The organism is Klebsiella sp. BIGb0149, from assembly GCF_004362605.1.
Lineage (GTDB): Bacteria > Pseudomonadota > Gammaproteobacteria > Enterobacterales > Enterobacteriaceae > Klebsiella > Klebsiella terrigena.
The window spans coordinates 1,081,358-1,104,297 of sequence record NZ_SNYG01000001.1 but is presented as its reverse complement, the minus strand read 5'-3'; the positions used below and the strand labels follow the sequence as shown (position 1 = coordinate 1,104,297).

Genomic DNA, 22,940 nt, shown 5'->3' with positions numbered 1-22,940 from the left:
CCAAGACAACAACAAGTCAGCGTGGAGTTATAGGCCAATCGGCCAGCGTGATTAATTAATTCATTGAAATAACACATTAAATAAAGCTAAACCGCATACAGAGGGCATGATGAACAAACCACAGATCGTCAATGATATTAGCGACAATAAAGCTGCGTCAGAAGTAAAGGCCGAGAATAGCAATGAAAATCAGAAAGATAAGAAGACGGTGCCGGTTTCATTAAACCGCCTGCCGCGTCAGCTCGACGAACAGCACATGCCGGCAGATTTCACTATCTCATGGGACAGCTATAAGCGAGGCGGGACGGACAAATTCCTCGCCCAGACCCCGTCTCACCTGCACCGCCATCCGATGCGCGGTTTTGACAAAGAGTACGTCAATATCATTGATTACATCATCCGCATCACCCACCGCATCTGGGAAGAGGGAGATATCGGCTATATCTACGATACCTACAGCCACGACTGTAACGTGTGGGATGATGTGGGACTGCACGTCGGTCGCGATCGCGTCGTGGCCGGCACGGCGCGCACGCTGAACGCTTATCCTGATATCCGCATTCTGGGGGATGAGGTGATTTGGGCCGGCGATGAGAACGTGGGATTCCACTCCTCCCACCGTAGCTACATCATGGGAACCAATACCGGCTTCAGCGAGTTCGGCGCACCGACGAACAGGCCCGTCCGCTTCATGTGTATTGCGAACTGCGTGATGTTGGAAAACGAGATATTCTATGAACACGTGCTGCATAACACGGCGAGCCTGATCCAGCAGCTCGGTCTTAACGTATTTGACGTTGCCCGCGACATGATGACCAGGCATGGCGAAAACCCGCTGGCGCGCGATTTCGTTTCAAGCGAGCCTTTCCGCGTGCCGGGCCAGGGCAAGCCGGCCCTGCTGCCTTTACCGCAGGGGAATAAGCTGGACGTCCGCGCCTTTATCAATGCGTTCTATCAGAACGTGTGGAATCGCAGAATGCTGCGCTCCCTGACGGATTTCTGTTCACCCAACATCGCCTATCAGGGACCGACGGAGCGCGTATATCAAGGCCTTGGTAACTACAAATCGTGGATCCTCTCTCTGCTCGCGATGTTCCCGGACCTGACGTTCTCCGTAGATGATGTTTACTGGATGGGTAACGATCAAAGCGGATATCTGGTTTCCGTTCGCTGGAGCGCGCAGGGTACCCACCTGGGTCACGGTATTTACGGTAAGCCAACCGGTAAAGAGGTCCATCTGGTCGGGATCAGCCAGTACCGCATTCAGGACAATATCATTCAGCAAGAGTGGTCAATCTTTAACGAGTTTGGCGTGATTACTCAGCTCGTTTCCTGATCTTTATCTTAAATAAGGGGCGGTCAGCCCCTTATTCATATCGACGCTAAGCCGTAGCGCTCTGTACCACCCGATCGTGAAGGTGTTTTTTTCAATGCTGCGCTATCGGGTTTCTACGATGTAACTCTTTCCCGCACTCTGAATCTGGAGGCTACTATGTCCTTGCCATTACTGCGTCGTGATGTCCTGCTGTTCTTTATTATCAGCCTGCTCTTTTTTGTCAGCATTCACGCCTTCGACCCGTTCCTGGCACCCTACATCACCTCGCTCAACGTCGAGGCCAGAACCATGGGTATCATCATCGGCGCCACCGGACTCGCCTCCATGCTGCTCCGTTTCCCCACCGGCATCCTTTCTGACCGCTTCCATAACCGCAAGCGCATTATTCAGATTGGCCTCCTCTTCACCATTCTCTCCTGGCCGGTGGTCTTCCTGCATCCCACTCCGGAAACCCTCTTCATCGCCAAGCTCGCCGACGGCGTGACCAGCGCCACCTGGGTGATTTACAACGTCATGTTCGTCGCCTTCTTCCCCCCGCTTGAGGCCGCGGCCGCCGTCGCACTCCTCAGCGTGACCTCCCCCGTCGGCACCTTTATCGGCATCTCCCTCGCCGGCTTTATGGCCCGCCATTTTGGACCCGAGTCGAGCTTCCTCGTCGCCTCCGCCGCCGCCACCCTCGCACTGGTGCTGACCTTCTTTATTCGGGAACGTCGCCCGCTGCAGGCCCGCGAGGACGCGGCGCAATCCGCCGTGCGCAGCCAGCTTACCGATAAATCCGTCTGGTATCTCGGCGCCCTCTGCGCCGCCGTAATGATGGTCCCCTTCGCCACCCGCGATACCCTCACGCCCCTGCTGGCCGAAGGCTTCGGCATGGCCGCCGGCTCGCTCGCCACCCTGAGCAGCATTCACCTCTTCTTCTATGCCCTCTCCACCGCCCTCTGCGCCCCGCTGTTCTATCGGCGCCTCGGCCTCGCCAGAACCGCGGTTATCGGCGGCGTCCTGCAGGGCGTGGTGGCCATCGCCATGCCCTACGCCCCCAATATCATGGTGCTCTTCGCCCTGCAGGCCCTCGCCGGCACCGCATTCGGCATGATCTTTACCGTGCTTAACTCCCTGATTGTCACCCATACCCCGGTGTGGCAGCAGTCCACCCGCGTGGGTCTCTACCAGAGCATCTACTCCGCCGGCATCTTCTTTGGCCCGGTGCTGGTGGGCTACATTAAATACTACTTTGCCATGAAGCAGGGGTTCCTCGTGGTCGGCATTATCTCCATTGTCTCCATCATCCTGATCCGCCACGTTATCCGCATGGTTGAAGCCCGTCGCGAACCGGTGCCGGCCGTCGGCTGAGGCCGACAAACTATATTCTGCGCGGGTCCAGGGACGGGTGCATGGCTATTCCGCTGACGTTGCTCATCCCGCTGATAATGGCCTCGGTGAGCATCCGCGCCTTCAGCGGGATAAAGCGTCGGGTAGGATAGAGCGCATACAGCGCGAGCGGCTGCCAGCGATACTCCGGCAGCACCTGGACCAGCGTTCCCTGCGCCAGCTGCCTGGCCACCAGCGGCTGCTGTATGCCGCCAATCCCGCCCCCCGCCTCCAGCGCGGCAATGAGCGAGAAGCTATTGTTGGCGCGGAAAACAGGGGTCAGGCGGACGCTCTCTTTACCGCCCGCGCCTTCCAGGGTTAGTTCGTCTCCGGCGGCCAGGCCGCTGTAGCGAAGCGTCCGGTGCTGTGCCAGCTCTGACAGCCGCGACGGCGTCCCCGCCTGCTGCAGATAGTGCGGCGCGGCGACCAGCACGCGCTGAACGTTAGCCAGCCGTCTGACGACCTGGCTAAGCCCAGCGGGTTCTCCCAGGCGGATGGCCAGATCGACGCCCTCGCTCACCACATCGGCAAGCCGGTCCTCCAGCGTCAGCTCGACGCTGAGCTGCGGATTCTGCTGCTGAAAGGCGACAACGATCGGCGTCAGAAGATGCTGGCCAATCCCCGTTGGCGCCTGCACGCGCAGCGTTCCGCTAAGTTTCTGCTGCTGCTCAAGCAACGTCTCTTCCGTTTCGCTCAGCGCATCGAGGATTGGGCGGATCTGCTGATAGTAGCGCTCGCCCGGCTCGGTCAGGGTCACCGAGCGGGTGGTGCGCAACAGTAACGCCACCCCGAGGCTCTGCTCGAGGGCCATCACCTGCTGGCTGACCGCCGGCTGGGTCAGCCCGAGGCTGCGGGCCGCGGCCGAGAGATTGCCGGTTTCAGCCACGCGGATAAAAACTTCCATCGCTTTGAGCTTGTTCATCGCCTTCACTTCAAAGATTTTGTTATTAATCTTATTACAAATGCCCCTCTTCTGCCTTCATCGCTAATGAATCATGCTCAGGTTTCACTTTCGACTCGCAAAGAGGTGCTTAGCATGAAGACTCAACAACATCAGCGTTTGGCCGCGGTTGCCGGCGCCAACGGCGTCGCCGGAAACAGGCTTATCGATGAGCTGGAGCGCTCCGGCTGGCAGGTCATCGGGCTGTCGCGGCGGGGAGGCGCCTCGCGTCCCGGCGTTCGCTACCTGGCGGTGGATCTGCACGATCGCAAGGCGACGATGGCGGCGCTGGCGGATCTGCCGGTCAGCCATCTGTTTTATGCCGCCTATCAGCATGCCGACAGCTGGGCCGGACTGGTGGAGCCGAACCTCAGGATGCTGGATAACGCGCTCAGCGCCGCCGAGCAGTCGCCCCGGCTTGCGCACGTCAGCCTGATGCAGGGCTATAAGGTCTATGGCGCGCATCTTGGCCCGTTTAAGACCCCGGCGCGCGAAAGCGATGCGGGGCATATGCCCCCGGAGTTCAACGTGGCGCAGCAGATGCTGTTGGAAGCGCGTCAGCCAGGAACAAACTGGCGCTGGACGGCGTTACGCCCGTCGGTCGTGGGCGGGCTATCCACCGGTAATCCGATGAACCTTGCCCTGTCGCTGGCGGTGTATGCGGCTATCTGCAAGGAGCTCAATATTCCGCTGCGCTTCCCCGGCCGGCCGGGCGCCTGGCACAGCCTGATTGAGATGACCGATTCCGGCCTGCTGGCCAGGGCGACGCTGTGGGCGGCCACCAGCGAGGCGGCTGAGAACCAGGCGTTCAACGTCAATAATGGCGATCTGTTCCGCTGGCAGGAGATGTGGCCGCGTATTGCGGCCTGGTTCGATCTGCCGGTCGCCCCGCCCCTGCTGATGTCGCTGCGTGAGGTGATGGCGGATAAAGCGGCCACCTGGCAAAAAATGGCGGCAAAATATCAGCTCAGGGAGAGCAATATCGGTGCCATTACGGGCTGGGAATTCGTCGATTTCGTTTTCAGCTGGGACTACGACATGTTCGCCGATGGCAGCAAAATACGCCGCGCCGGCTTCCATGACTACTGTGAAACCGAGCAGATGTTCTTTCAGCTGTTTACCCAGTTCCGCCAGATGAAGCTCATTCCCTGAGCGGGTTAACCCGAGCCGAATGAGCCCGGCCGCGGCTCATTCGCCGTTAGCCGGCCGCCGCCTGCTCGCATAGCTGAAATTTATCATCCAGACTTAAAGCAAAGGCGTAGTCTGCGCAGGGATTGTGTTTTACACTGCGCGCTGCAAAAACTCAGTAGATAAACGATTAAGTAGGCGGTAATGGCGATGAACGGAACAATCACAACCTGGTTTAAAGATAAAGGCTTTGGATTTATCAAAGATGAAAACGGCGATAACCGTTATTTTCATGTGATTAAGGTCGCCAATCCGGAGCTGATTAAGAAAGATGCGGCGGTGACTTTTGAGCCCACGACCAATAACAAGGGCCTGTCAGCCTATGCGGTGAAGGTGGTCCCGGAAAGCAAATATATCTATATCGCCGGCGAGCGCATTAAGCTCACGTCGATCAAGTCTTACCTGGTCTACAGCGAAGAAGTGCCTGCCGATATCCGCATTGATAAAGAAAATGCGGTGCTCTCGGTGGGGGCGCTGATGGGCAGCATTCGGCCGAAGGCAGCCGCCGAGCCGGGTGAAATGCGCGCGCTGAAAAAGCTGGCGATCACCACCTTCCAGGGAACAACGCTCATCTTCTCGGAAGATGAGATAGACGTTGATGCCACGGTGAAAATGCTCAAGGTCTGAGAACCTGCGAACGGCCCGCTGCCAAAGCCCCGCCTGCGCATGGCGCAGCGTCCGGGACCTGGGCCGCGTTTTGCAGAAGCTATCCGCACCGCAGAGTTAATGAAAAGTCCTTCAGGACTTTTCATCTGAAAGCGCTGACGCAGGCAGATTTACCACATCAAATCATCAGGCACTTTGAAGTCGGCGTACGGATCGTCTTCATCCTGCTCTTCCTGACTCAGCGCGCTGTTTAAGACAATGTAGCTGGCATCGCGCTGGGCAATTTTATCGGCGACGACGGCGGGGATAATCGCGTATTCGTTCTCGCCGCTGCCCTCAGCAACCAGGCGCGCGATGGCGAGGCGGCCGCTAATCAGCTGAGCGTGGGTTGGCTTATCGACCACGATTTTTTTAATTAAGTTGCTATCGGTGAAGTTAAAATCGATATTGCCTCTGGCGACGCTGATTCGGTTCATTTCAATCAGCTGCTTGACCTGCGCTTTATACTCTTTCGATAAGGTGGCCTGCTTTTGCTGTTCGCTCAGCTGCTTATCACGCTCAAGCTGGGTCTTTTTGTTTTCTTCCACCGCCTCTCTGGCCTCACGCGCCTGAACCCGTGATTTTTTAGCCGTTCTTTGGACTTTAGCTATTTTCTTGCTGGTCACCAGACCCGCTTTTAGCATCTGCTCTTGTAAGGTAAGTTTTGTCATTTCCGCTTCTGAACCCGTTGAATAATGCGTGGGATTATACCCGTAATTTTAGCCGATATACCAGGCCACCTGCCCCGTTTGCGAGGGGTTTCCCAAACGGCGCGCCCGAGCAAAAGCGCTCATCCGCGTTAAGCCGCTTAAGCGCCTACGGGCAGCGATAATCGGTACGCCAGCGAGGGGCGTCGGTCGGGCGAAGAAACCGACGCCCGCGGTTAGCGCTTTTTTCATTCAGGGACAGCGGTCTGGCGCAGGGCTTGCGTCATGGACTCTCATTATATATTTTAATCTCTGGCCCCGTGCTGCCCGCCGCTCGCTTCCGAAAGGAAAAGGTGAAAGCACGTCATTGACCCAGGTTGCTTAGCTCACATCTTGTGACGATCGGGGTTTGGTAATGCGAGCGCCAAAATGCCCTGACGACAGGAGAAATGATGTTTTCGATCGAGCAGGCAAAGCTTATGGCAACCAAACTGCGCAACTCGCTTGAGTCGCGCAACGTCACCCTCCCCCACTCTTCGGCGCTTGAAATCGTGGCGCAGCAGCTGGGCTATAAGGACTGGAATACGGCAGCGGCAAGATTAGATCCGCCGGCGGCTCCCGCTGCGGTCTCATTTGAAAAAAGCATCCCTATTTTACGCATGTTTGACGAGCGCAAAGCGCGCGAATTCTACGTCGATTTCCTCGCCTTCAGCGTTGAATTTGAGCATCGCTTCGCGCCAGACCTCCCCCTTTATCTCGGGATTGGCCGAAACGGCCTGCAGATTCACCTCTCTGAACATCACGGCGACGCCAGCCCGGGTGCGACAATTTTCATACCGATGCGCAACATTGAATTATTCAGGGATGAGTTAAGGCGCAAGAATTACGGCTACGGGCGGCCGGAAATCGTGCACCAGGCGTGGGGAAAAATCCTCGAGGTTCACGATCCCTTTGGCAACAGGCTGCGCTTCTGCGAAAGCTAATCCCCGCCAACGCCTCCGCGCAGCGCCCTTCCCCCGTCGGTTGACGGGGGAAATCCTCCACTCCAGGGTCGTGCGCGGCGCCGACGCATTCAGCCCGATCCCGGATCATGAAGATAGCTCATGTTGTAATGAAATTAACTCGCTTTCGCTCATCTGGCGCCTCTGGCATAAATACACAATATTAACTTATTGACAACATGAAGAGTGACGGACGAGAAAACCAGCCGCTGCTGGACAATCACCCCGCAAACTCAGTTTTCATGTCAGAGCCAGGATACAAGATCGCGATGAATAAAGACTTTACGTTTACGGTTAAGACCACTCTTTTCGATGAAAACTATAACCCTTCTGAAAATACGCGTGTTACTACCAACTTCGCGAATTTAGCCCGTGGCAAAGAGCGTCAGCAGAATTTGCGCAATACCCTGGTGATGATTGACAATCGTTTTAATACGCTGGCGCATTGGGATAACCCTAAAGGCGATCGCTATGCCGTCGAACTTGAAATTATTTCTGTTGAAATGAAGCTCGAAGCCAACGGCGAAACCTTCCCGGCGATCGAAATTTTAAAACCCTATATTATTGATAAAAAGACCCAGCAGCGCCTTGACGGTATTGCGGGGAATAATTTCTCGTCCTACGTGAGAGATTATGACTTTAGCGTCGTGCTGTTAGAGCACAATAAGAACCAGGCGCAGTTTAGCATCCCGGACAACTTTGGCGTCCTGCACGGCAATATATTTAAAAACTTTGTTAGCTCCAGCGAATATAAAGAGAACTTTAAAAAGCCGCCGGTCATCTGTTTAAGCATTTCAAGTAAGGATACCTATCAGCGGACCGGCAACCGGCATCCGGTATTAGGTATCGAATACCAGCAAAACGGATCGTCTTTGACCGAAGAGTATTTCGGCAAAATGGGCTTAACGGTTCGCTATTTCATGCCTAAAAATAGCGCGGCGCCTTTGGCCTTTTATTTCACCGGGGATCTGCTGAGCGATTACACCGACCTTGAGCTGATCGCCACCATCAGCACCATGGAGACATTCCAGAAAATTTACCGCCCGGAGATTTACAACGCCAACTCCGCGGCAGGGCAATACTATCAGCCCAACCTGAATCACCAGGATCATTCATTGACCAAAATCGTTTATGACCGGGAAGAGCGTAGCCGGCTGGCTATCGAGCAGGGAAAATTTACCGAAGAGCATTTCATCAAACCATACCAGAATATTCTTGCGCAATGGTCTGCTAGCTGCCCTCTTTGATTAATAGAAAATAAAGGTCATCCATTATGAAAACGTTATTACCGACTTCAACCGCCGGCAGCTTACCGAAACCTTCCTGGCTGGCGCAGCCTGAGACCCTGTGGTCGCCGTGGAAATTGCACAACGAAGAACTCGTCGAAGGGAAACAGGATGCGCTGCGCCTCTCCCTGGAAGACCAGCTTCGTGCGGGGATCGATATCGTCAGCGACGGCGAACAAACCCGTCAGCACTTTGTCACCACGTTTATTGAGCACCTCAGCGGCGTTGATTTTGAGAAACGCGAGGTGGTTAAAATACGTAACCGCTACGACGCCAGCGTTCCGACGGTCGTTGGAGCCGTGGCGCGTCAAAAGCCCGTTTTCGTCGAAGATGCGCGCTTTTTGCGCCAGCTCACCAGCCAGCCGATTAAATGGGCCCTGCCGGGGCCGATGACGATGATCGATACGCTTTACGATAACCACTATAAAAGCCGCGAAAAGCTCGCCTGGGAATTCGCAAAAATTCTCAATCAGGAAGCAAAAGAGCTGGAGGCGGCCGGCGTCGATATTATTCAGTTTGATGAGCCCGCCTTTAACGTCTTTTTTGACGAGGTGAATGACTGGGGGATCGCCGCTTTAGAGCGAGCCGTCGAAGGGCTTAAATGTGAAACTGCGGTACATATCTGCTATGGATACGGCATCAAGGCCAATACCGACTGGAAAAAGACCCTCGGCTCAGAGTGGCGGCAATACGAAGAAGCGTTCCCCAAACTGCAAACCTCTAATATTGATATCATCTCGCTGGAGTGCCACAACTCGCGCGTGCCGATGGATCTGCTCGAACTGATCCGCGGTAAAAAAGTGATGGTCGGGGCCATCGACGTGGCCACCAATACCATCGAGACGGCAGATGAAGTCGCCGCGACCCTGCGAAAAGCGCTGCAGTTTGTCGATGCCGACAAGCTCTACCCTTCGACCAACTGCGGCATGGCTCCCCTCTCTCGCCGGGTAGCTACGGGTAAACTCAACGCCCTAAGCGCGGGCGCGGAGATTATTCGCCGCGAGCTCGCCAACGGGTAGTCGCGTTACCGGGTAATGGCGATACTCGCCGACAGCCCGGCGACCAGCTCAACCCCTGCCGGTAGCGTATCTATATGGATACGTACCGGCACCCGCTGCGCAAGCCGCACCCAGCTGAAGGTCGGGTTTACCTCCGGTAGACCCAGCCCGCCGGTGTCGTCATTACTGTCGCCGATGCCGTGTCCGATACTCTCAACGTGGCCGGCGATGGTCGCTTCAAACCCCATCAGCGCGATCTGCGCGCTGTCGCCCACCCGAATATGGCGCAGCTTCGTCTCCTCAAAATAGCCCACCACCCAGAAACTCTGCGCATCGATAACGGCAACGGTGGTCACTCCGGCGGTGGCGTAATCGCCGGGACGCAGCCTGAGATGGGTGACGTAACCGGCGACCGGAGCCCGGACCGTGGCATGGGCCAGGTTGAGCTGCGCCAGCTCCAGCGCCGCCAGCGCCCCGTGATAGTTCGCCGCCGCAACGTTCGCCGCGCTGCCCGTTTGCTGTAAATCCTCCTTCGAAATCACGCTGCTGAGCTGCGCGCGCCTGCGGGCGGCGTCCTGGCGCATGGACATCTCATGGCGCCTCGCTTCGACTTCGGCCTCGGCGCTGGCTACCGCCAGCTTCAGCCAGTGCGGATCGATGGTATAGAGCACATCGCCCCGATTGACCCACTGATTATCCCTCACCGCCACGCCGTTCACCGGCCCGGAAACATCCGGCGCAATCCGCACCACATCCGCGCGAACCCGGCCATCCCGGGTCCAGGGTCTCTGGGCATAATGCTTCCACATCATGAAAGCCAGAATGGATGCCGCCGCGACCGCAATAAGCGTCAGCGCGTAGCGGCTCAGTAGAGACAGAAATGACTTCATGCTAATAACCCCAGCGCGTTCACTCCCTGCAGCAGCAGGAAAAAGGTGAAAATATAGGTCGAAAGCCCAATCAGCGGACGACAGGGCAAACTGCGGTATAGCCTGCTGAAAGCGAAAAGCGCCACCAGCAGCAGCGTGCACAGCAGGGCCACCAGCGCGACCGCCAGCAGCCCGGGGACGAAGACCCCGCCCAAATTAACGTCATTCATCATCGGATAGCTTCCTGTTTTGTTCGCTCAGGGCACAGTGCAGATCGACAAGCTCGTCCGTCAGCCGACGCGATAGGCCATCCGTCGCCGGCGCGTAGCGGTCCACGATGGCCAGGATCCGCGGGCGTAAGGCGGCGGCCTCTTCCCCACGGGCCAGCCGGGAAAATAGCGCATTAATTTCCTTCGCCGCCTCGCTCCCCATCTGAAGACGCAGGCGGCGTAACCGCATCACGCAGCGCCCCACGCGCAGATGGTGCAGCATGTGGTTGAGCGCCTGCCCCGACGATTGCCGGCTTCGCGGCAGGCGCGGCAGCAGGAGCGCCGTGCGGTCAATCATCAGATTCGTCCACTGCGCCTCATCCGGCGCAAAGGTCCCCTTTAGGCTGCGCCTGACGTCGCGGCGGCAAATGCGCAGCAGGCGATTGATGGCGGAGTCTGCCTGCACCGTTTGCAGCACGCGCATGCTCGCCACGGCAAAACCGGTGGCGGCAAACAGGGCGATGGCCGTGTTGATCGCCACCGCGAAGTCGCCGCTGTAGTGAGGGCCCAGCTCGCATAAAATGGGCAGCGTCAGCGTAATCCCCATGGCCATAAACGTGGTGGGCGGCCGCGCCTGCAGCGAGCCGGCCAGCAAATAAACCGGGGCCAGCGCCGCAGCCAGCACGCTGAAATCGGTAATCTGGGGGAGGAGCACGAAGCTGTAGATCAGGCTGGCCGCCACGCCATAGGCCGAGCCGACGATATACTTAACGATATGGGGCGCCGGCGTATCGAAACTGCCAAACAGCGTGCAGCAGACTCCGAGAATGGAAACCGCCGTGCCGCCATCGGGCCAGGCAGAGTAAATCCAGACCGCGCAGCCGCTCGCTATTATCGTGAAAGCGCCCAGCGCGGTACGCGCAGCCGACAGGCCGTCGCGATGGAAAACGTAGCCCGTTACCGCCCTGCTTTCGGCGGCTATTTGCGCGGGCTGCGCATGGCGGATGGCGTCAGCGAGCCGTTCGCACTGCTGCAGCAGGATGATTGCCTGCTGGAGATGACGGGCCAGGCTCACCTGCTGGTACCGGGCAAACGTCTGCGCATCGGCCGCGAGCCGCGCCGTTAGGCGCGCGCTGCGTTCTGCCAGCGCGTCTCCCGCTATTTTCCGCTGCCCCGCCTCCTCGCAGGCCAGCCATGTTTTGACATCCTCCAGCAGCTGCTGCAGATCGCCCGGGATGGCGCCGATCGGCTGCAGGCGATCGCGTAATTCGCAGCTGACCACCAGCAGCTGCGCCAGCCGGTCATGGATCGCTTTTCTGCCGTTGCGGGCAAATCCCAGGATCGCAAAGTCATAGGGGAGATGGTGATTGACGCCCTGCAGGAACTGCAGCGCCAGAGCCAGCTGCAGGCTCCCCGCGGCCTCATCGGGTTTACCCGTTAGCGCGTGGGCGAGAGTCTGGCGCACGGCGCGCAGCGTTTCTGCAACCTTGCTGTTAAACAGTCCGGATAGCCGCTTTGGCAAAACGTACCTGTGGACCAGGGCTGCACAGAAGATGCCGATGGCAATCTCCTGCACCCGGGTGATAGCGACATCAAAAATGGTGCCGGGATCGAGTACCGCGGGAAAGCCGATCAGGCTGGCGGTGTAGCCGGCTAACAGATAGGCATAGGCGCGGGGCGTGCGCTCAAGCAGCGACAGGTAAAGACAGAAGGTAATCCAGCCGGCGAGCACCGCGCTGCAGACCAGCGGCGTATTAACAAAGGCCGGCACGATCAGCACGGTCGCCCCGGCGCCGGCTATCGTGCCAATCAGGCGATAGACGCAGCGGCTCAGCGACGCACCAACCGACGTTTGCGACACAATGTAGACGGTAATAATGGCCCAGGAGGGTCTTTCCAGGCCGATGGATAAGGCGAGGTAATAGGCCAGCATCGCGGCCGCAAAACTTCTTGCGGAATAGAGCAGAGCATCGGCATCGCTCAGGAGGCCGGGCGAGGAGAGTAGCGCCCCCGCCCGACGGAAGACCACGCTTTTAGCCCGCAGCAGGCGGGAGGGACAATCGTTTATTTGGCTCATGCCGGCAATTATTACCGGGTTGCGCATCTCATTAAATACTATATTCTGTCAAAAAATCCCTAAATACTGCCAATACGATGCCGTCCCAATACGCCACCACATTCTTTGACCCGGACGCCGCAGGATCTCCGGCGGTCGCCCGGCAGCTTGATTTCGTTGATTACGCAGCGGAAGTGCCGGTCCACACCCACCGTAAAGGGCAGCTGATTATCGCGCTTTACGGCGCCGTTATCTGTCGCGCGGAGAACAACCTGTGGATCGTCCCCCCCGACTGTGCCGTGTGGATCCCCGGCGGCGTCCCCCACAGCGCTAAAGCCACCTGGAACGCGCACCTCAACTATTTATTCATTGAGCCCGGCGCCGCGGCGCTGCCGGAGCGCTGCTGTACCCTGGCGGTATCTGCGCTGATCAAAGAGCTGGTCGAGCGCTTAACCCGCGAGGAGGTCGGCTATTCGGCAGACAGCCACGCCGCCAGGCTGACTCGAGTCACGCTCGATGAGCTGGCCGCCATGCCGCAGCAGAACTTCAGCCTGCCGGTCTCGGCGAATGCCAAAATACGCGCTATGGCCGATGCGCTGGTGAGCCATCCGGAGGATCGCAGCACGCTGCAGGAGTGGGCGAAGCGGCTGGCGCTCAGCGAGCGCTCGCTGGCGCGGCTGATGCAGCGCGAGACGGGTCTGACCTTCGGGCGCTGGCGCCAGCAGCTGCACCTGATTATTGCGCTACGGGAGCTGGCCAGCGGCACCTCCGTGCAGAACGTCGCGGCTCAATTGGGCTATGAGTCCGTGAATGCCTTCATCACCATGTTCAGAAAAATGATGGGGAGCACCCCGGCGCACTATTTCGCCGAGCGTAAAACCGCGGCTTCCTGACCGCGCAGGCGAATGAACGTGCGCTCACGGCGATATTTTGCGTGGGGCGGGAGATTAGGATTGATAACGTTTATTTTTACACGTTAAAGCGGCGCTGAAGTTATTTAAAATTAAATAAAATCGTCCTTATTAAGGCATGCTGATAAATAGCCGAAACGCCACGTTAATATCAAAACGCCCTCCTCTGCTTGATTCTCTCTTTTTCAGACGACGTGCGCGCGTACCGACCCCGGTGAACGCTGGTTGAGGATATCCGCATCGGGAAAACGGCCGTGTTGTGACGACATGGCGACAAGATCGCAGCCCCGCTAACACTGAAGATATTTTTTCTGGCATATTTATGTGCTATGGGTATTTCGCCGCACCAACAACGAAGATAGCCATCGGCAACCCCGTTTATCTTATTGATTTGAGGAGTATCATGAACAATGTCATTCTCAGCATAATCGCGAAAATCTCTTCTATGGACGCGGAAAGCAAACAGCTTGCTGCTCAGGTTGAAGCTCAGTCATTACTTATCAGCGCCTTAATGCTGGCCATCGGCAAGGAAGGCGGCGTATCAGAACTGGTAGGCAGCGTTTCTAAGGCGATAAATTCCGTTCTCGAATCTTCCGAAGAGGTTCTAAAAACGGACGCTGAGCTTCTGTTGACAAAATTCCAGGAGCAAATCGCGCTGACGCAGCTGATCAGCACGCATGCCGATGAGATAAACCCGGAAGCGACGGACGGTTCTTCCCCCTCTTCCGATCCGCGCCCTGATTGAGCTGGCAAGCCAATAGCTGAGCGATAAAAACAATGAGGGCGGCCTGAAGACCGCCCCGTTGATTAAAACGACATGGTTACGCCGGCGTAATAAGCGCGACCCGGTTCGTTATAGGTTGAAGCCCCCGCGTTCTCACGGTAGATCTGCTTATCAAACAGGTTGTTGATACCCGCATTGGCGCGCAGATTTTTGGTGATATCGTAGTTAACGTTCAGGCCAACGATGGAATAAGGACTAATTTCACGTTGTGAAAGACCGTTATTGTTTTCAAGGGACGTTTCCGCATACTGGCGCGGTTTCTGGCGGCCATATTGCGTCCAGTTAACGTTCGCGCTCAGATCTTCAGTGGCCTGCCATTCCAGCTGGGAGTTAATGGTAAATTCCGGGATCACCGACAGCGGATTGCCGGTCTTCTTGCTTTCAGAACGGAACATGTAGGTGGCGTTAGAGCGCCACTCCAGCGTATCGGCAATCAGAGGAATGGTCAGGTTGCCTTCCAGCCCTTCAACGATGGCTTTACCGCCGTTCTCCCACTGCAGCACGTTATAGGTGCCGTTGGTGTAAATGGCCGAAGTGCCGGACACGATTTTATTTTTGTAGTCATTGCGGAAGTAGGTAATGCCAGCGGCGTAGCCGGCATGACTGAATTCAATCCCCACCTCTTTGTTCACGCTAATTTCAGGATCGAGATTATCGTTACCCAGTAAATAACATTGACTGAGGCCAATCGGGCAACCGTTGCCGCGCGTAGAAAGCAGGTAGCCCGGCGTTGACTGATAAAGATTAGGCGCTTTGAACGCGCGGGCAATACCGGCTTTCATGGTGAAATATTCCCCCAGCCCCTGCGAAATATTCAGGCTTGGGCTCCAGTTAGCGCCGAAATTATCGTGATAGTCAAAGCGCAGCCCCGGAATCACCTCGGTGCTGTCGGTCGCGGCAATATTATCCTCGAAATAGAGTGAGCTAATCGTGGCCGAGTTTTCACTGCTGCGCTGGGAAGGATCGCCTGAGCTACCCGGTAAATAGAGGTTAGTACTCGACGACTGCATGGAGGCGGGATCGTTGAGCTCATCGCGGTTCCACTCCGCGCCCAGGGTCACCGTTTGATCGACCAGCAGCTGCAGCGGGAAACTGACCTCCCCGCCCGCCCGATAGCTTTCCAGCCGGCTGGTCGAATAGACATCGCTGTTGATCATCCCTTCCGTACTGCCGCCGGTGCCCTCTTTTAAGCGGGTGTTATTGGTCTTTTCATAGTTAAAGTTAAGCCTGGACGTCCCCCAATCCCAAATACCGTTGTGAGTGATACCATAGTTTTGACGGTATAAGCGGTTGGTTTCATCGCCATAGAGCGACTCTACTAAGCCACCAGCGCTGCTATTACTGTTGCTGTTTTGCGTATCGCCCGCGTAGATATTGCCCTGACGGCTATAGCCATAGGAGAAATCAACGATCTGGGCCGGGGTGATTTTCCACGACAGCACGCCGCTGATATCTTTATTACGCACGCCTTCGCGACCCGCAGCATAGGAACCGTTTTGTGCGGTATTGATGTCATAGGCATCGGCATCGGTGCGGTTGATATTGCCATACAGACGCATCGTTAGCGCGTCGCCCGCCAGCGGGCCGCTGAGGTTGAAGTTAGCGCGTCGGGTGTCACCTTCTTTGCTGCTTTCCGGCTGATTGGTGAAGAGGGACAGCGAGCCATGCCAGTCATTGGTGGGGCGTTTAGTAATAATATTGACCACGCCGCCCGCAGCGCCAGAACCATAGCGGGCCGCCGCCGGGCCGCGAATCACCTCAATACGTTCCACCATTTCCGCCGGCACCCAGTTGGTATCGCCGCGAGAGTCGCGTTCGCCGCGCCAGCTGTAGCGCACGGAGTTACGAGAGCTCACCGGCACGCCGTCAATCAGCACCAGGGTGTTTTCCGGGCCCATGCCGCGGATGTCGATTTGCCGATTGTTACCGCGGCTGCCGCTGGCGCCATTGCCGGTCAGGTTCACGCCCGGCATTTTGCGGATGATATCGGCAAGATCGTTAACAGGAGGGCTTTTTTGAATATCTTCTTCGGTGATGATCGACACGCCGGGCTGCTGTTTCAGCCCCTGCTCGGCGGTGACGAGCATCGTTTCATCGTCAGCCAATTTCTCCGTGGCTTCTTGCGCAAAAACGGGTGAGCTGAGTAAACCGGCCAAAAACAGCGCAATTGGGCGCTTTTTATCTAAAGTTACATTCACTTAAATAATCCCCAGAAGAGTTAATATTTGTAAGCAAATGCTTATGATAATGAGAGTGATTCTCATTGTACACACGCCGAAATAGCTCCTCCTTTTTTTCTACATTATTTGATGGCTTCGCGGTTTATATGTAAATAAACGTAAGTCCATCGATAAACCGAAAAAAGAAATAGATATTGGAAAATACTCAACCACGAAACATTCATTAATATTCTTATAAATCATAGTAATGAAAAAATTAGTAACATACTGCAATTATATGGCTTTTGGTTGCTCCCCACCGTTATGCCAAAAGGAGCTGCGGTGAATGAGCGAAAATTGAGGAGAAAGCGTGCAGAAGGTCATACAAAGCTTTACATTGAGCACCATTATTTCGCCAATACTTGCCCCTCATCAACGCCCGACGCTGGCCGCCCGATCGCGCCGTAATACCCAGCAGATGAATGAGTTAAATCTAATGCTGTGACCCTGCCCTGACCAATGTGCTCCAGTCACAATCAGACGCTGGCGCCGAGGGCCGCCCGCCCGAATAACCGTTCACGATTCTGGATATAACGATAGATATTAATTTTGAATTCAGTACAAACTGAAGGGAAATTCCTGGCCGGGTTACAGAGAGGATCGTGCGAAATTATCAGTGCCTGGTTTCGAGCGCCAAAATTACCCCCCGATTGCTGATTTCAACATATTGCACGTAGTGGCTTCGATGGTACCGGAGGGTGATTTGAGGTTTAAAAATCCCCCATCCGCTGACCGCTTCAGTTTATCACCCAGGCTGCCTGGTTAAACCACAATGCAGGTCAGCGCCAGGTAACTGATTTATTTAATATAAGAGTCTAAAACTTTCAGCACTACGTCTAAATCACCCTCACGTTTTGCTTCACTATCTTCATGAACAATATGTTCGCTCAGATGACCTTTAATAACCTCACGCATCAAGCCGTTGACCGCTCCACGAATGGCGGCAATTTGCTGCAGTACGGCAGCGCATTCATGAGGCTCATCGAGCATTTTTTTCAGCGCAACGACCTGTCCCTGGATTTTACTGGCCCGGGCCTTAAGTTTCTGTTTATCACGAATAGTGTGGGACATGTTGCCCTCTTAAAAGCTGTAAATTATTAGAGATTATATCATTGCCGTTCTACTGGGGGGTAGTATTTGGTACTGGGGGGAGTAGAATTCCTGTCACGTATTCTACGATGTCGATCATCCTCATGTTTGAATTCACAACGCTTTTGCAGCAGGGCAATGCCTGGATCTTCATCCCCAGCGCGATCCTTCTCGGTGCCATGCACGGACTGGAGCCCGGTCACTCAAAAACGATGATGGCGGCTTTTATCATCGCTATCCGCGGAACGGTGAAGCAGGCCGTTATGCTGGGTCTTGCCGCCACGCTTTCGCATACGGTAATAGTCTGGATGATTGCGGCAGGCGGCATGTATATAAGCCGCAAATTTACCGCTGAATCGGCCGAACCCTGGTTTCAGCTAATTTCTGCCGTCATCATTCTGGGCACTGCGGCCTGGATGTTCTGGCGTACCTGGCGCGGTGAGCGCCTGTGGCAACGGGAGCAGGAAGAAGAGCATGCGCACGGCCATCATCATGCCGAAACGCGGATTATTGATACCGGCCACGGTAGAGTTGAACTCTCTATTTTTGCAGAAAGACGCCTAGCACACTGGCGTTTTCGTACCCTGAGCGGGCGCAGCTGGCAGGCACGGGATGTGTCACTGGTGACAAACCGGGGGCAAGGCACTTTCTCGCAGGTTTTCGATTTTGTCGAAATAGACGGCTTCATGGAGTCCACGAAGGCTATCCTGGAACCGCACAGCTTTGATGTTCGTCTGACGCTGGGCCATCGCGGCCATGTTCATGACTACGACCTGACATTCCATGAGCACCATCACGATCGTTCGGCGCTGGCAGGAGCAGATGCATCATCAAAGGAGTACCAGGATGCGCATGAAAAAGCGCACGCCAACGACATTGCAAAACATTTTGCCAACCGGAATGTGACCACGGGTCAGATAATCCTCTTTGGTCTGACGGGCGGACTCATCCCGTGCCCCGCGGCCATCACCGTGCTTCTGCTTTGCATCCAGGTGAAAGAATTTTCGCTCGGTGCGGCGCTGGTTTTATGCTTCAGCGTCGGTCTGGCGATCACCCTGGTCACGGTCGGCGCTGCTGCGGCATACAGCGTGCGGCAGGCGACCAAACGCTGGGGTGGCCTTGATACGCTGGCGCGACGTGCTCCCTATTTTTCCTGCGTGTTGATTGCTCTGGTGGGGATTTATATGGGTTATCACGGCTGGACCGGCATCATGCAGTAACTCGCTGAAGACTCTCTCCAGACCCGCTTTGCAATTTGACCTGAGCATGTGCGTGCTGAGGTCGAATATTTCGTCTAACTTCCATTGAGCGCTAAAGCTTCACCTTCAGGCATGAAGTTGCCGTCTGAACAGCTACCATCAACATCCAGCTTAAATTAGGGATAAGCATAAATGCGGATGAGTTTTACAATGGTGTATTTTCAACTGTATGATGTTAATCGGAAAAAGAATTCAACCGTAAGGAAACAATATGCCAGATTTTTCTTTGATATTTTTTGGTGCAATAATATTAAGCCTGCTGATTTACGTGATCATAAACTTAATAAAATCGCCGAATAAAAAAGACTCCATTTTAAATATTTTAATCTGGTTGGCTCTTGCTTTCTCTATTGCCTATATCTCTTACTCAGAGAATGCCATCCAGGCTTTCGTGTATTTATTATCAATCTCATTCATTGTCTTGTTCTCTATAGCATTTTTAAATATAGCGATAGACTCTGTGTTAGTTAGCACATGCATATCAAGAGCTTTAAAAAAATTACACGCTCAGGAGGAACTTGATCTTACTGATATATTCAAGCTAAAACGATCCATCCTCTATTCAAATAAAACATGGTACATCGTTTATTCAACAGCTAATGGATTTACTCTCATCGGCATAAATAAACTCAAAGAAAAGCCGCATGCGGATAAGAAATTTAACTTAAAAGCTTTAAGCGGTGAAAATTATTGCGCTGACTCAATAAACCCTTTCCGGGAGGAAGATATAGGGAAAGTCGCTATCATTTGTCCTCTGAAAGAATTTTATGATTCCGGCGAGGAAAACAGAAAAATAGTTTATGCCTATTTATTAAAACTAAAAAATGAAAAGTTTTAGTTATTTTTCTTCTGTAGTCACTATTGATAATGTCTCGATTAGAAATGTAGGCAATCAGACACCGGTGTGAACCAGAAAGCCCTGGTCCGCCGCCGGGATTCGACCTTCAACAACCTGAATTATTGTGCCTGAATAACTTCTGTCTCAGCCGGCGGTTTCGCTGTCGAAACCTTATCGCCGGGCAGGAGCTGAAGGTTATGGCGGGGTTTTGACAGCCCGTCTTGATAAAGCTTAGATATCCATGCGAAAGCTAATCATAAAAAAACGGGAGCTCAATGGCTCCCGTTTTTGTCTAACCCAGAGACTGGATTACATGTTCGCGATAATCGCGTCGCCAAACTCGCTACATTTCAGCAGCTTAGCGCCTTCCATCAGACGTTCAAAGTCATAGGTCACGGTCTTAGCGGCGATAGCGCCTTCGGTGCCTTTAACGATCAGGTCTGCGGCTTCGAACCACTGCAGGTGGCGCAGCATCATCTCAGCGGACAGGATAATGGAACCTGGGTTCACTTTGTCCTGACCTGCGTATTTCGGTGCAGTACCGTGGGTCGCTTCGAACAGCGCACACTCGTCACCGATGTTCGCGCCCGGTGCAATACCGATACCGCCAACCTGCGCCGCCAGGGCGTCAGAGATGTAGTCGCCGTTCAGGTTCATACAGGCAATAACGTCATACTCGGCCGGACGCAGCAGGATCTGCTGCAGGAAGGCGTCAGCGATAACGTCTTTGATGATGATCTCTTTACCGGTGTTCGGGTTTTTGACCTTCTGCCACGGGCCGCCGTCAATCAGTTCGCCGCCGAATTCTTCGCGAATCAGCTCGTAGCCCCAGTCTTTAAAGGCGCCTTCGGTGAACTTCATGATGTTGCCTTTGTGTACCAGCGTCAGCGAATCACGGTCGTTGGTGATGACATATTCGATAGCAGCACGAACCAGGCGTTTGGTGCCTTCTTCAGAGCACGGTTTGATGCCGATGCCGCAATGTTCCGGGAAGCGAATTTTCTTCACGCCCATCTCATCACGCAGGAATTTGATGACCTTTTCGGCTTCAGCGGAGTCCGCTTTCCATTCGATGCCCGCATAGATATCTTCTGAGTTTTCACGGAAGATAACCATATCGGTCAGTTCAGGATGTTTAACCGGGCTCGGCGTACCCTGGTAGTAGCGTACCGGGCGCAGGCAGACGTACAGGTCCAGCTCCTGGCGCAGGGCAACGTTCAGAGAACGAATACCGCCGCCAACTGGCGTCGTCAGAGGGCCTTTGATAGCAACACGATAGTCACGAATCAGATCAAGAGTTTCGGCAGGCAGCCAGACGTCCTGGCCATAAACCTGGGTCGATTTTTCGCCGGTGTAAACTTCCATCCAGGAAATTTTACGCTCGCCTTTATAGGCTTTCTCAACGGCGGCATCCACCACTTTCAGCATCGCTGGGGTCACATCAACACCGATACCATCACCCTCGATAAACGGGATAATCGGGTTATTAGGGACGTTCAGTTTGCCATCTTTCAGGGTGATTTTTTGACCTTCCGCCGGAACTACTACTTTGCTTTCCATTAACCTCTCCTTCGAGCGCTTCTGGTTCTGCTCTTCCTTTTCACACTAACCGAGCGTTGGCTTTATCCGCCCACTCCGCTACCGGGTGATCCCGCTAACCGGAGATTCGCGTCCGTGCCGCCTTCTAGTAGCGCGAATCAGTTTGAGCAATATTTTTGTTAAAAAATTGTGATGAGCATGTCAATACTACCTGAATGTTTGCGTCCATGAAAGGCATTCGTAATTAGGCTATAATGCGGCAATTGACGGGGCCTGAAAATACCATGCAGAAAACTTCATTTAGAAAACATCGCGTTGAGCGATTCAGCTCACAACAAGTCACCAGACAACGTAAAGAACGCCAACCAACCAGCGTGATCTTGTTCAATAAACCCTATGATGTGTTGCCGCAGTTTACCGACGAAGCCGGGCGCAGCACGCTAAAAGATTTTATTCCGCACGCTGGCGTCTACGCCGCGGGCCGTCTTGACCGCGATAGCGAAGGGCTGCTGGTGTTAACCAACGACGGCGCGCTGCAGGCGCGGCTCACCCAGCCGGGCAAGCGCACCGGTAAAATTTACTACGTCCAGGTGGAAGGCGAACCGACGCCAGAGGCGCTGGCCGCGCTGCGTGACGGTGTCACTCTAAACGACGGCCCCACCCTGCCCGCAGAAATTGAGCGCGTCCCGGAGCCCGAGTGGCTGTGGCCGCGCACTCCCCCCATCCGTGAACGTAAGGCGATCCCCACCAGCTGGCTGAAAATCACCCTCTACGAAGGCCGCAACCGTCAGGTACGCCGCATGACCGCGCACGTGGGCTACCCTACGCTGCGCCTGATTCGCTACGCGATGGGCGGCTATACTCTCGACGGTCTGGACAACGGCCAGTGGCGGGAAATCCCCGAGGAGAACAAACAGTGAAACGACTGATCCTTACCCTCGCCCTGCTTAGCCCCCTTGCCGCCAGCGCGGCGAGCTTTGATTGTCAAAAGGCCAGGGCGGAGGATGAAAAGGCCATTTGCGCCCATCTTTCGCTAAACGATAAAGATGTCGAAATGGCCACTAAGTACCAGTTTCTGAAAGGGCTGTTCTCCATGGGCGGACGCGGCGCCATCCAGGACGCGCAGCAGAGCTGGCTTAAAACACGCCGGCAGTGCGGCGGGAATCTCTCCTGCCTGACGCAGGCCTATGACCAGCGCCTGAAGCAGCTGGATGAAATGTACGCCAACATTAATAAGCCGCTTTAATAAGGATGCCTATGTTCAAGCCGCACGTCACCGTAGCCTGCATCGTGCACGCTAAAGATAAATTTCTGATCGTAGAAGAGACCATCAACGGCAAAGCGCTGTGGAACCAGCCGGCCGGTCATCTCGAGGCGGATGAAACCCTGGTGCAGGCGGCCGAACGCGAGCTGTGGGAAGAGACCGGGATCCGCGCCACCCCGCAGCACTTTATCCGCCTGCATCAGTGGATCGCCCCGGACCGCACGCCGTTTCTGCGCTTTCTGTTCGCCATCGAGCTTGACGAACCCTGCGCTACCGAACCGCACGACAGCGATATCGACCGCTGCCTGTGGCTAAGCGCCGAGGAGATACTCAACGCGCCCAACCTGCGCTCTCAGCTGGTGGCGGAAAGTATCCGCAGCTATCAGGGCGATCCGCGCCACCCGCTGTCGCTGATCGGCGCCTTTAACTGGCCGTTTTAACACGCAAAACCGGAGCCGGCGCTGGCGGGACGCGGCGGCACTTTTGGCGCGCAC

Annotated in this window: 22 protein-coding genes; 14 read left to right on the top strand and 8 right to left on the bottom strand. The window is 55.2% G+C overall.

Annotated elements, in window-relative coordinates; translation table 11 throughout:
* The first annotated feature begins 109 nt into the window (after nucleotides 1-109).
* Together EDF75_RS05295 and EDF75_RS05290 are read left to right on the top strand one after the other, a co-directional pair.
* Nucleotides 110-1,336, top strand: a complete 1,227-nt coding sequence (locus EDF75_RS05295; protein ID WP_166646123.1) for an ester cyclase — start codon at nucleotides 110-112, stop codon at nucleotides 1,334-1,336.
* Nucleotides 1,337-1,492: 156 nt separating this feature from the next.
* Entirely contained in the window at nucleotides 1,493-2,686 is a 1,194-nt protein-coding gene (locus EDF75_RS05290; protein ID WP_133597561.1) for an MFS transporter, read from the top strand.
* 10 nt (nucleotides 2,687-2,696) lie between these two features.
* On the opposite strand, the gene EDF75_RS05285 is transcribed toward EDF75_RS05290, so the two are convergent.
* Nucleotides 2,697-3,626: a LysR family transcriptional regulator gene (locus EDF75_RS05285; protein WP_133597559.1), complete on the bottom strand. Its 930-nt coding sequence runs from the start codon at nucleotides 3,624-3,626 to the stop codon at nucleotides 2,697-2,699.
* Between the two features lie 114 nt (nucleotides 3,627-3,740).
* Between EDF75_RS05285 and EDF75_RS05280 the strand changes: the two genes are divergently transcribed.
* Nucleotides 3,741-4,796, top strand: coding sequence for an SDR family oxidoreductase (locus tag EDF75_RS05280; RefSeq protein ID WP_133597557.1), 1,056 nt, complete (start codon nucleotides 3,741-3,743; stop codon nucleotides 4,794-4,796).
* A 180-nt stretch (nucleotides 4,797-4,976) separates the two neighbouring features.
* Nucleotides 4,977-5,459 carry a cold-shock protein gene (locus EDF75_RS05275; protein ID WP_132510936.1) on the top strand — a complete coding sequence of 161 codons (483 nt, stop codon included), beginning with the start codon at nucleotides 4,977-4,979 and terminating at the stop codon, nucleotides 5,457-5,459.
* A gap of 149 nt (nucleotides 5,460-5,608) precedes the next feature.
* On the opposite strand, the gene EDF75_RS05270 is transcribed toward EDF75_RS05275, so the two are convergent.
* Complete coding sequence (locus EDF75_RS05270) at nucleotides 5,609-6,148, bottom strand: DUF2058 domain-containing protein (protein ID WP_133597555.1); 540 nt, start codon at nucleotides 6,146-6,148, stop codon at nucleotides 5,609-5,611.
* 425 nt (nucleotides 6,149-6,573) lie between these two features.
* Here EDF75_RS05270 and EDF75_RS05265 point away from each other — a divergent pair, with 425 nt between their 5' ends.
* The 3 genes from EDF75_RS05265 (at nucleotide 6,574) to EDF75_RS05255 (ending at nucleotide 9,430) form a co-directional block, all read left to right on the top strand.
* Complete coding sequence (locus EDF75_RS05265; RefSeq protein WP_259276303.1) at nucleotides 6,574-7,107, top strand: VOC family protein; 534 nt, start codon at nucleotides 6,574-6,576, stop codon at nucleotides 7,105-7,107.
* Between the two features lie 287 nt (nucleotides 7,108-7,394).
* Nucleotides 7,395-8,372 (top strand): DUF1852 domain-containing protein, encoded by a 978-nt coding sequence (locus EDF75_RS05260; protein ID WP_133597553.1) that lies wholly within the window; start codon nucleotides 7,395-7,397, stop codon nucleotides 8,370-8,372.
* A gap of 26 nt (nucleotides 8,373-8,398) precedes the next feature.
* A complete protein-coding gene (locus EDF75_RS05255) occupies nucleotides 8,399-9,430 on the top strand; it encodes a methionine synthase (protein ID WP_076945245.1) in 1,032 nt (343 codons plus the stop codon).
* Between the two features lie 5 nt (nucleotides 9,431-9,435).
* Here the strand turns inward: EDF75_RS05255 and EDF75_RS05250 are convergent, their stop codons facing one another.
* Genes EDF75_RS05250 through EDF75_RS05240 form a run of 3 tightly spaced genes read right to left on the bottom strand, consistent with a single transcriptional unit; the run spans nucleotide 9,436 to nucleotide 12,564 of the window.
* A complete protein-coding gene (locus tag EDF75_RS05250) occupies nucleotides 9,436-10,299 on the bottom strand; it encodes an efflux RND transporter periplasmic adaptor subunit (protein ID WP_133597551.1) in 864 nt (287 codons plus the stop codon).
* Complete coding sequence (locus EDF75_RS05245; protein WP_133597549.1) at nucleotides 10,296-10,511, bottom strand: DUF1656 domain-containing protein; 216 nt, start codon at nucleotides 10,509-10,511, stop codon at nucleotides 10,296-10,298. The genes EDF75_RS05250 and EDF75_RS05245 overlap by 4 nt, the downstream gene beginning before the upstream one ends.
* Nucleotides 10,501-12,564 carry an FUSC family protein gene (locus EDF75_RS05240; protein ID WP_133597548.1) on the bottom strand — a complete coding sequence of 688 codons (2,064 nt, stop codon included), beginning with the start codon at nucleotides 12,562-12,564 and terminating at the stop codon, nucleotides 10,501-10,503. The genes EDF75_RS05245 and EDF75_RS05240 overlap by 11 nt, the downstream gene beginning before the upstream one ends.
* A 77-nt stretch (nucleotides 12,565-12,641) precedes the next feature.
* On the opposite strand from EDF75_RS05240, the gene EDF75_RS05235 reads away from it, so the two are divergent.
* Together EDF75_RS05235 and iraP are read left to right on the top strand one after the other, a co-directional pair.
* Nucleotides 12,642-13,436 carry an AraC family transcriptional regulator gene (locus tag EDF75_RS05235; protein WP_133597546.1) on the top strand — a complete coding sequence of 265 codons (795 nt, stop codon included), beginning with the start codon at nucleotides 12,642-12,644 and terminating at the stop codon, nucleotides 13,434-13,436.
* A 421-nt stretch (nucleotides 13,437-13,857) separates the two neighbouring features.
* The gene (gene iraP, locus EDF75_RS05230; RefSeq protein WP_133597544.1) at nucleotides 13,858-14,199 is read left to right on the top strand and encodes an anti-adapter protein IraP; all 342 of its coding nucleotides are present in this window, start codon (nucleotides 13,858-13,860) and stop codon (nucleotides 14,197-14,199) included.
* Between the two features lie 62 nt (nucleotides 14,200-14,261).
* On the opposite strand, the gene EDF75_RS05225 is transcribed toward iraP, so the two are convergent.
* Together EDF75_RS05225 and rcnR are read right to left on the bottom strand one after the other, a co-directional pair.
* The gene (locus EDF75_RS05225; RefSeq protein ID WP_133597542.1) at nucleotides 14,262-16,436 is read right to left on the bottom strand and encodes a TonB-dependent siderophore receptor; all 2,175 of its coding nucleotides are present in this window, start codon (nucleotides 16,434-16,436) and stop codon (nucleotides 14,262-14,264) included.
* Nucleotides 16,437-17,255: 819 nt separating this feature from the next.
* Nucleotides 17,256-17,528: a Ni(II)/Co(II)-binding transcriptional repressor RcnR gene (rcnR, locus tag EDF75_RS05220; protein WP_045854885.1), complete on the bottom strand. Its 273-nt coding sequence runs from the start codon at nucleotides 17,526-17,528 to the stop codon at nucleotides 17,256-17,258.
* A 122-nt stretch (nucleotides 17,529-17,650) separates the two neighbouring features.
* On the opposite strand from rcnR, the gene EDF75_RS05215 reads away from it, so the two are divergent.
* Together EDF75_RS05215 and EDF75_RS05210 are read left to right on the top strand one after the other, a co-directional pair.
* Nucleotides 17,651-18,766 carry a nickel/cobalt efflux protein RcnA gene (locus EDF75_RS05215; RefSeq protein ID WP_133598005.1) on the top strand — a complete coding sequence of 372 codons (1,116 nt, stop codon included), beginning with the start codon at nucleotides 17,651-17,653 and terminating at the stop codon, nucleotides 18,764-18,766.
* Between the two features lie 250 nt (nucleotides 18,767-19,016).
* Nucleotides 19,017-19,643 carry a hypothetical protein gene (locus EDF75_RS05210; RefSeq protein ID WP_133597540.1) on the top strand — a complete coding sequence of 209 codons (627 nt, stop codon included), beginning with the start codon at nucleotides 19,017-19,019 and terminating at the stop codon, nucleotides 19,641-19,643.
* Nucleotides 19,644-19,952: 309 nt separating this feature from the next.
* Here EDF75_RS05210 and icd read toward each other — a convergent pair whose 3' ends face one another.
* Nucleotides 19,953-21,203, bottom strand: coding sequence for an NADP-dependent isocitrate dehydrogenase (icd, locus tag EDF75_RS05205; protein WP_045854884.1), 1,251 nt, complete (start codon nucleotides 21,201-21,203; stop codon nucleotides 19,953-19,955).
* Between the two features lie 233 nt (nucleotides 21,204-21,436).
* Here icd and rluE point away from each other — a divergent pair, with 233 nt between their 5' ends.
* Genes rluE through EDF75_RS05190 form a run of 3 tightly spaced genes read left to right on the top strand, consistent with a single transcriptional unit; the run spans nucleotide 21,437 to nucleotide 22,886 of the window.
* On the top strand, nucleotides 21,437-22,102 hold the full coding sequence (gene rluE / locus EDF75_RS05200; RefSeq protein ID WP_133597538.1) for a 23S rRNA pseudouridine(2457) synthase RluE: 666 nt from the start codon (nucleotides 21,437-21,439) through the stop codon (nucleotides 22,100-22,102).
* Nucleotides 22,099-22,428, top strand: coding sequence for a lysozyme inhibitor LprI family protein (locus EDF75_RS05195; RefSeq protein ID WP_133597536.1), 330 nt, complete (start codon nucleotides 22,099-22,101; stop codon nucleotides 22,426-22,428). The genes rluE and EDF75_RS05195 overlap by 4 nt, the downstream gene beginning before the upstream one ends.
* A gap of 11 nt (nucleotides 22,429-22,439) precedes the next feature.
* Entirely contained in the window at nucleotides 22,440-22,886 is a 447-nt protein-coding gene (locus EDF75_RS05190; protein ID WP_133597534.1) for an NUDIX hydrolase, read from the top strand.
* The last annotated feature ends 54 nt before the right edge of the window (nucleotides 22,887-22,940 follow it).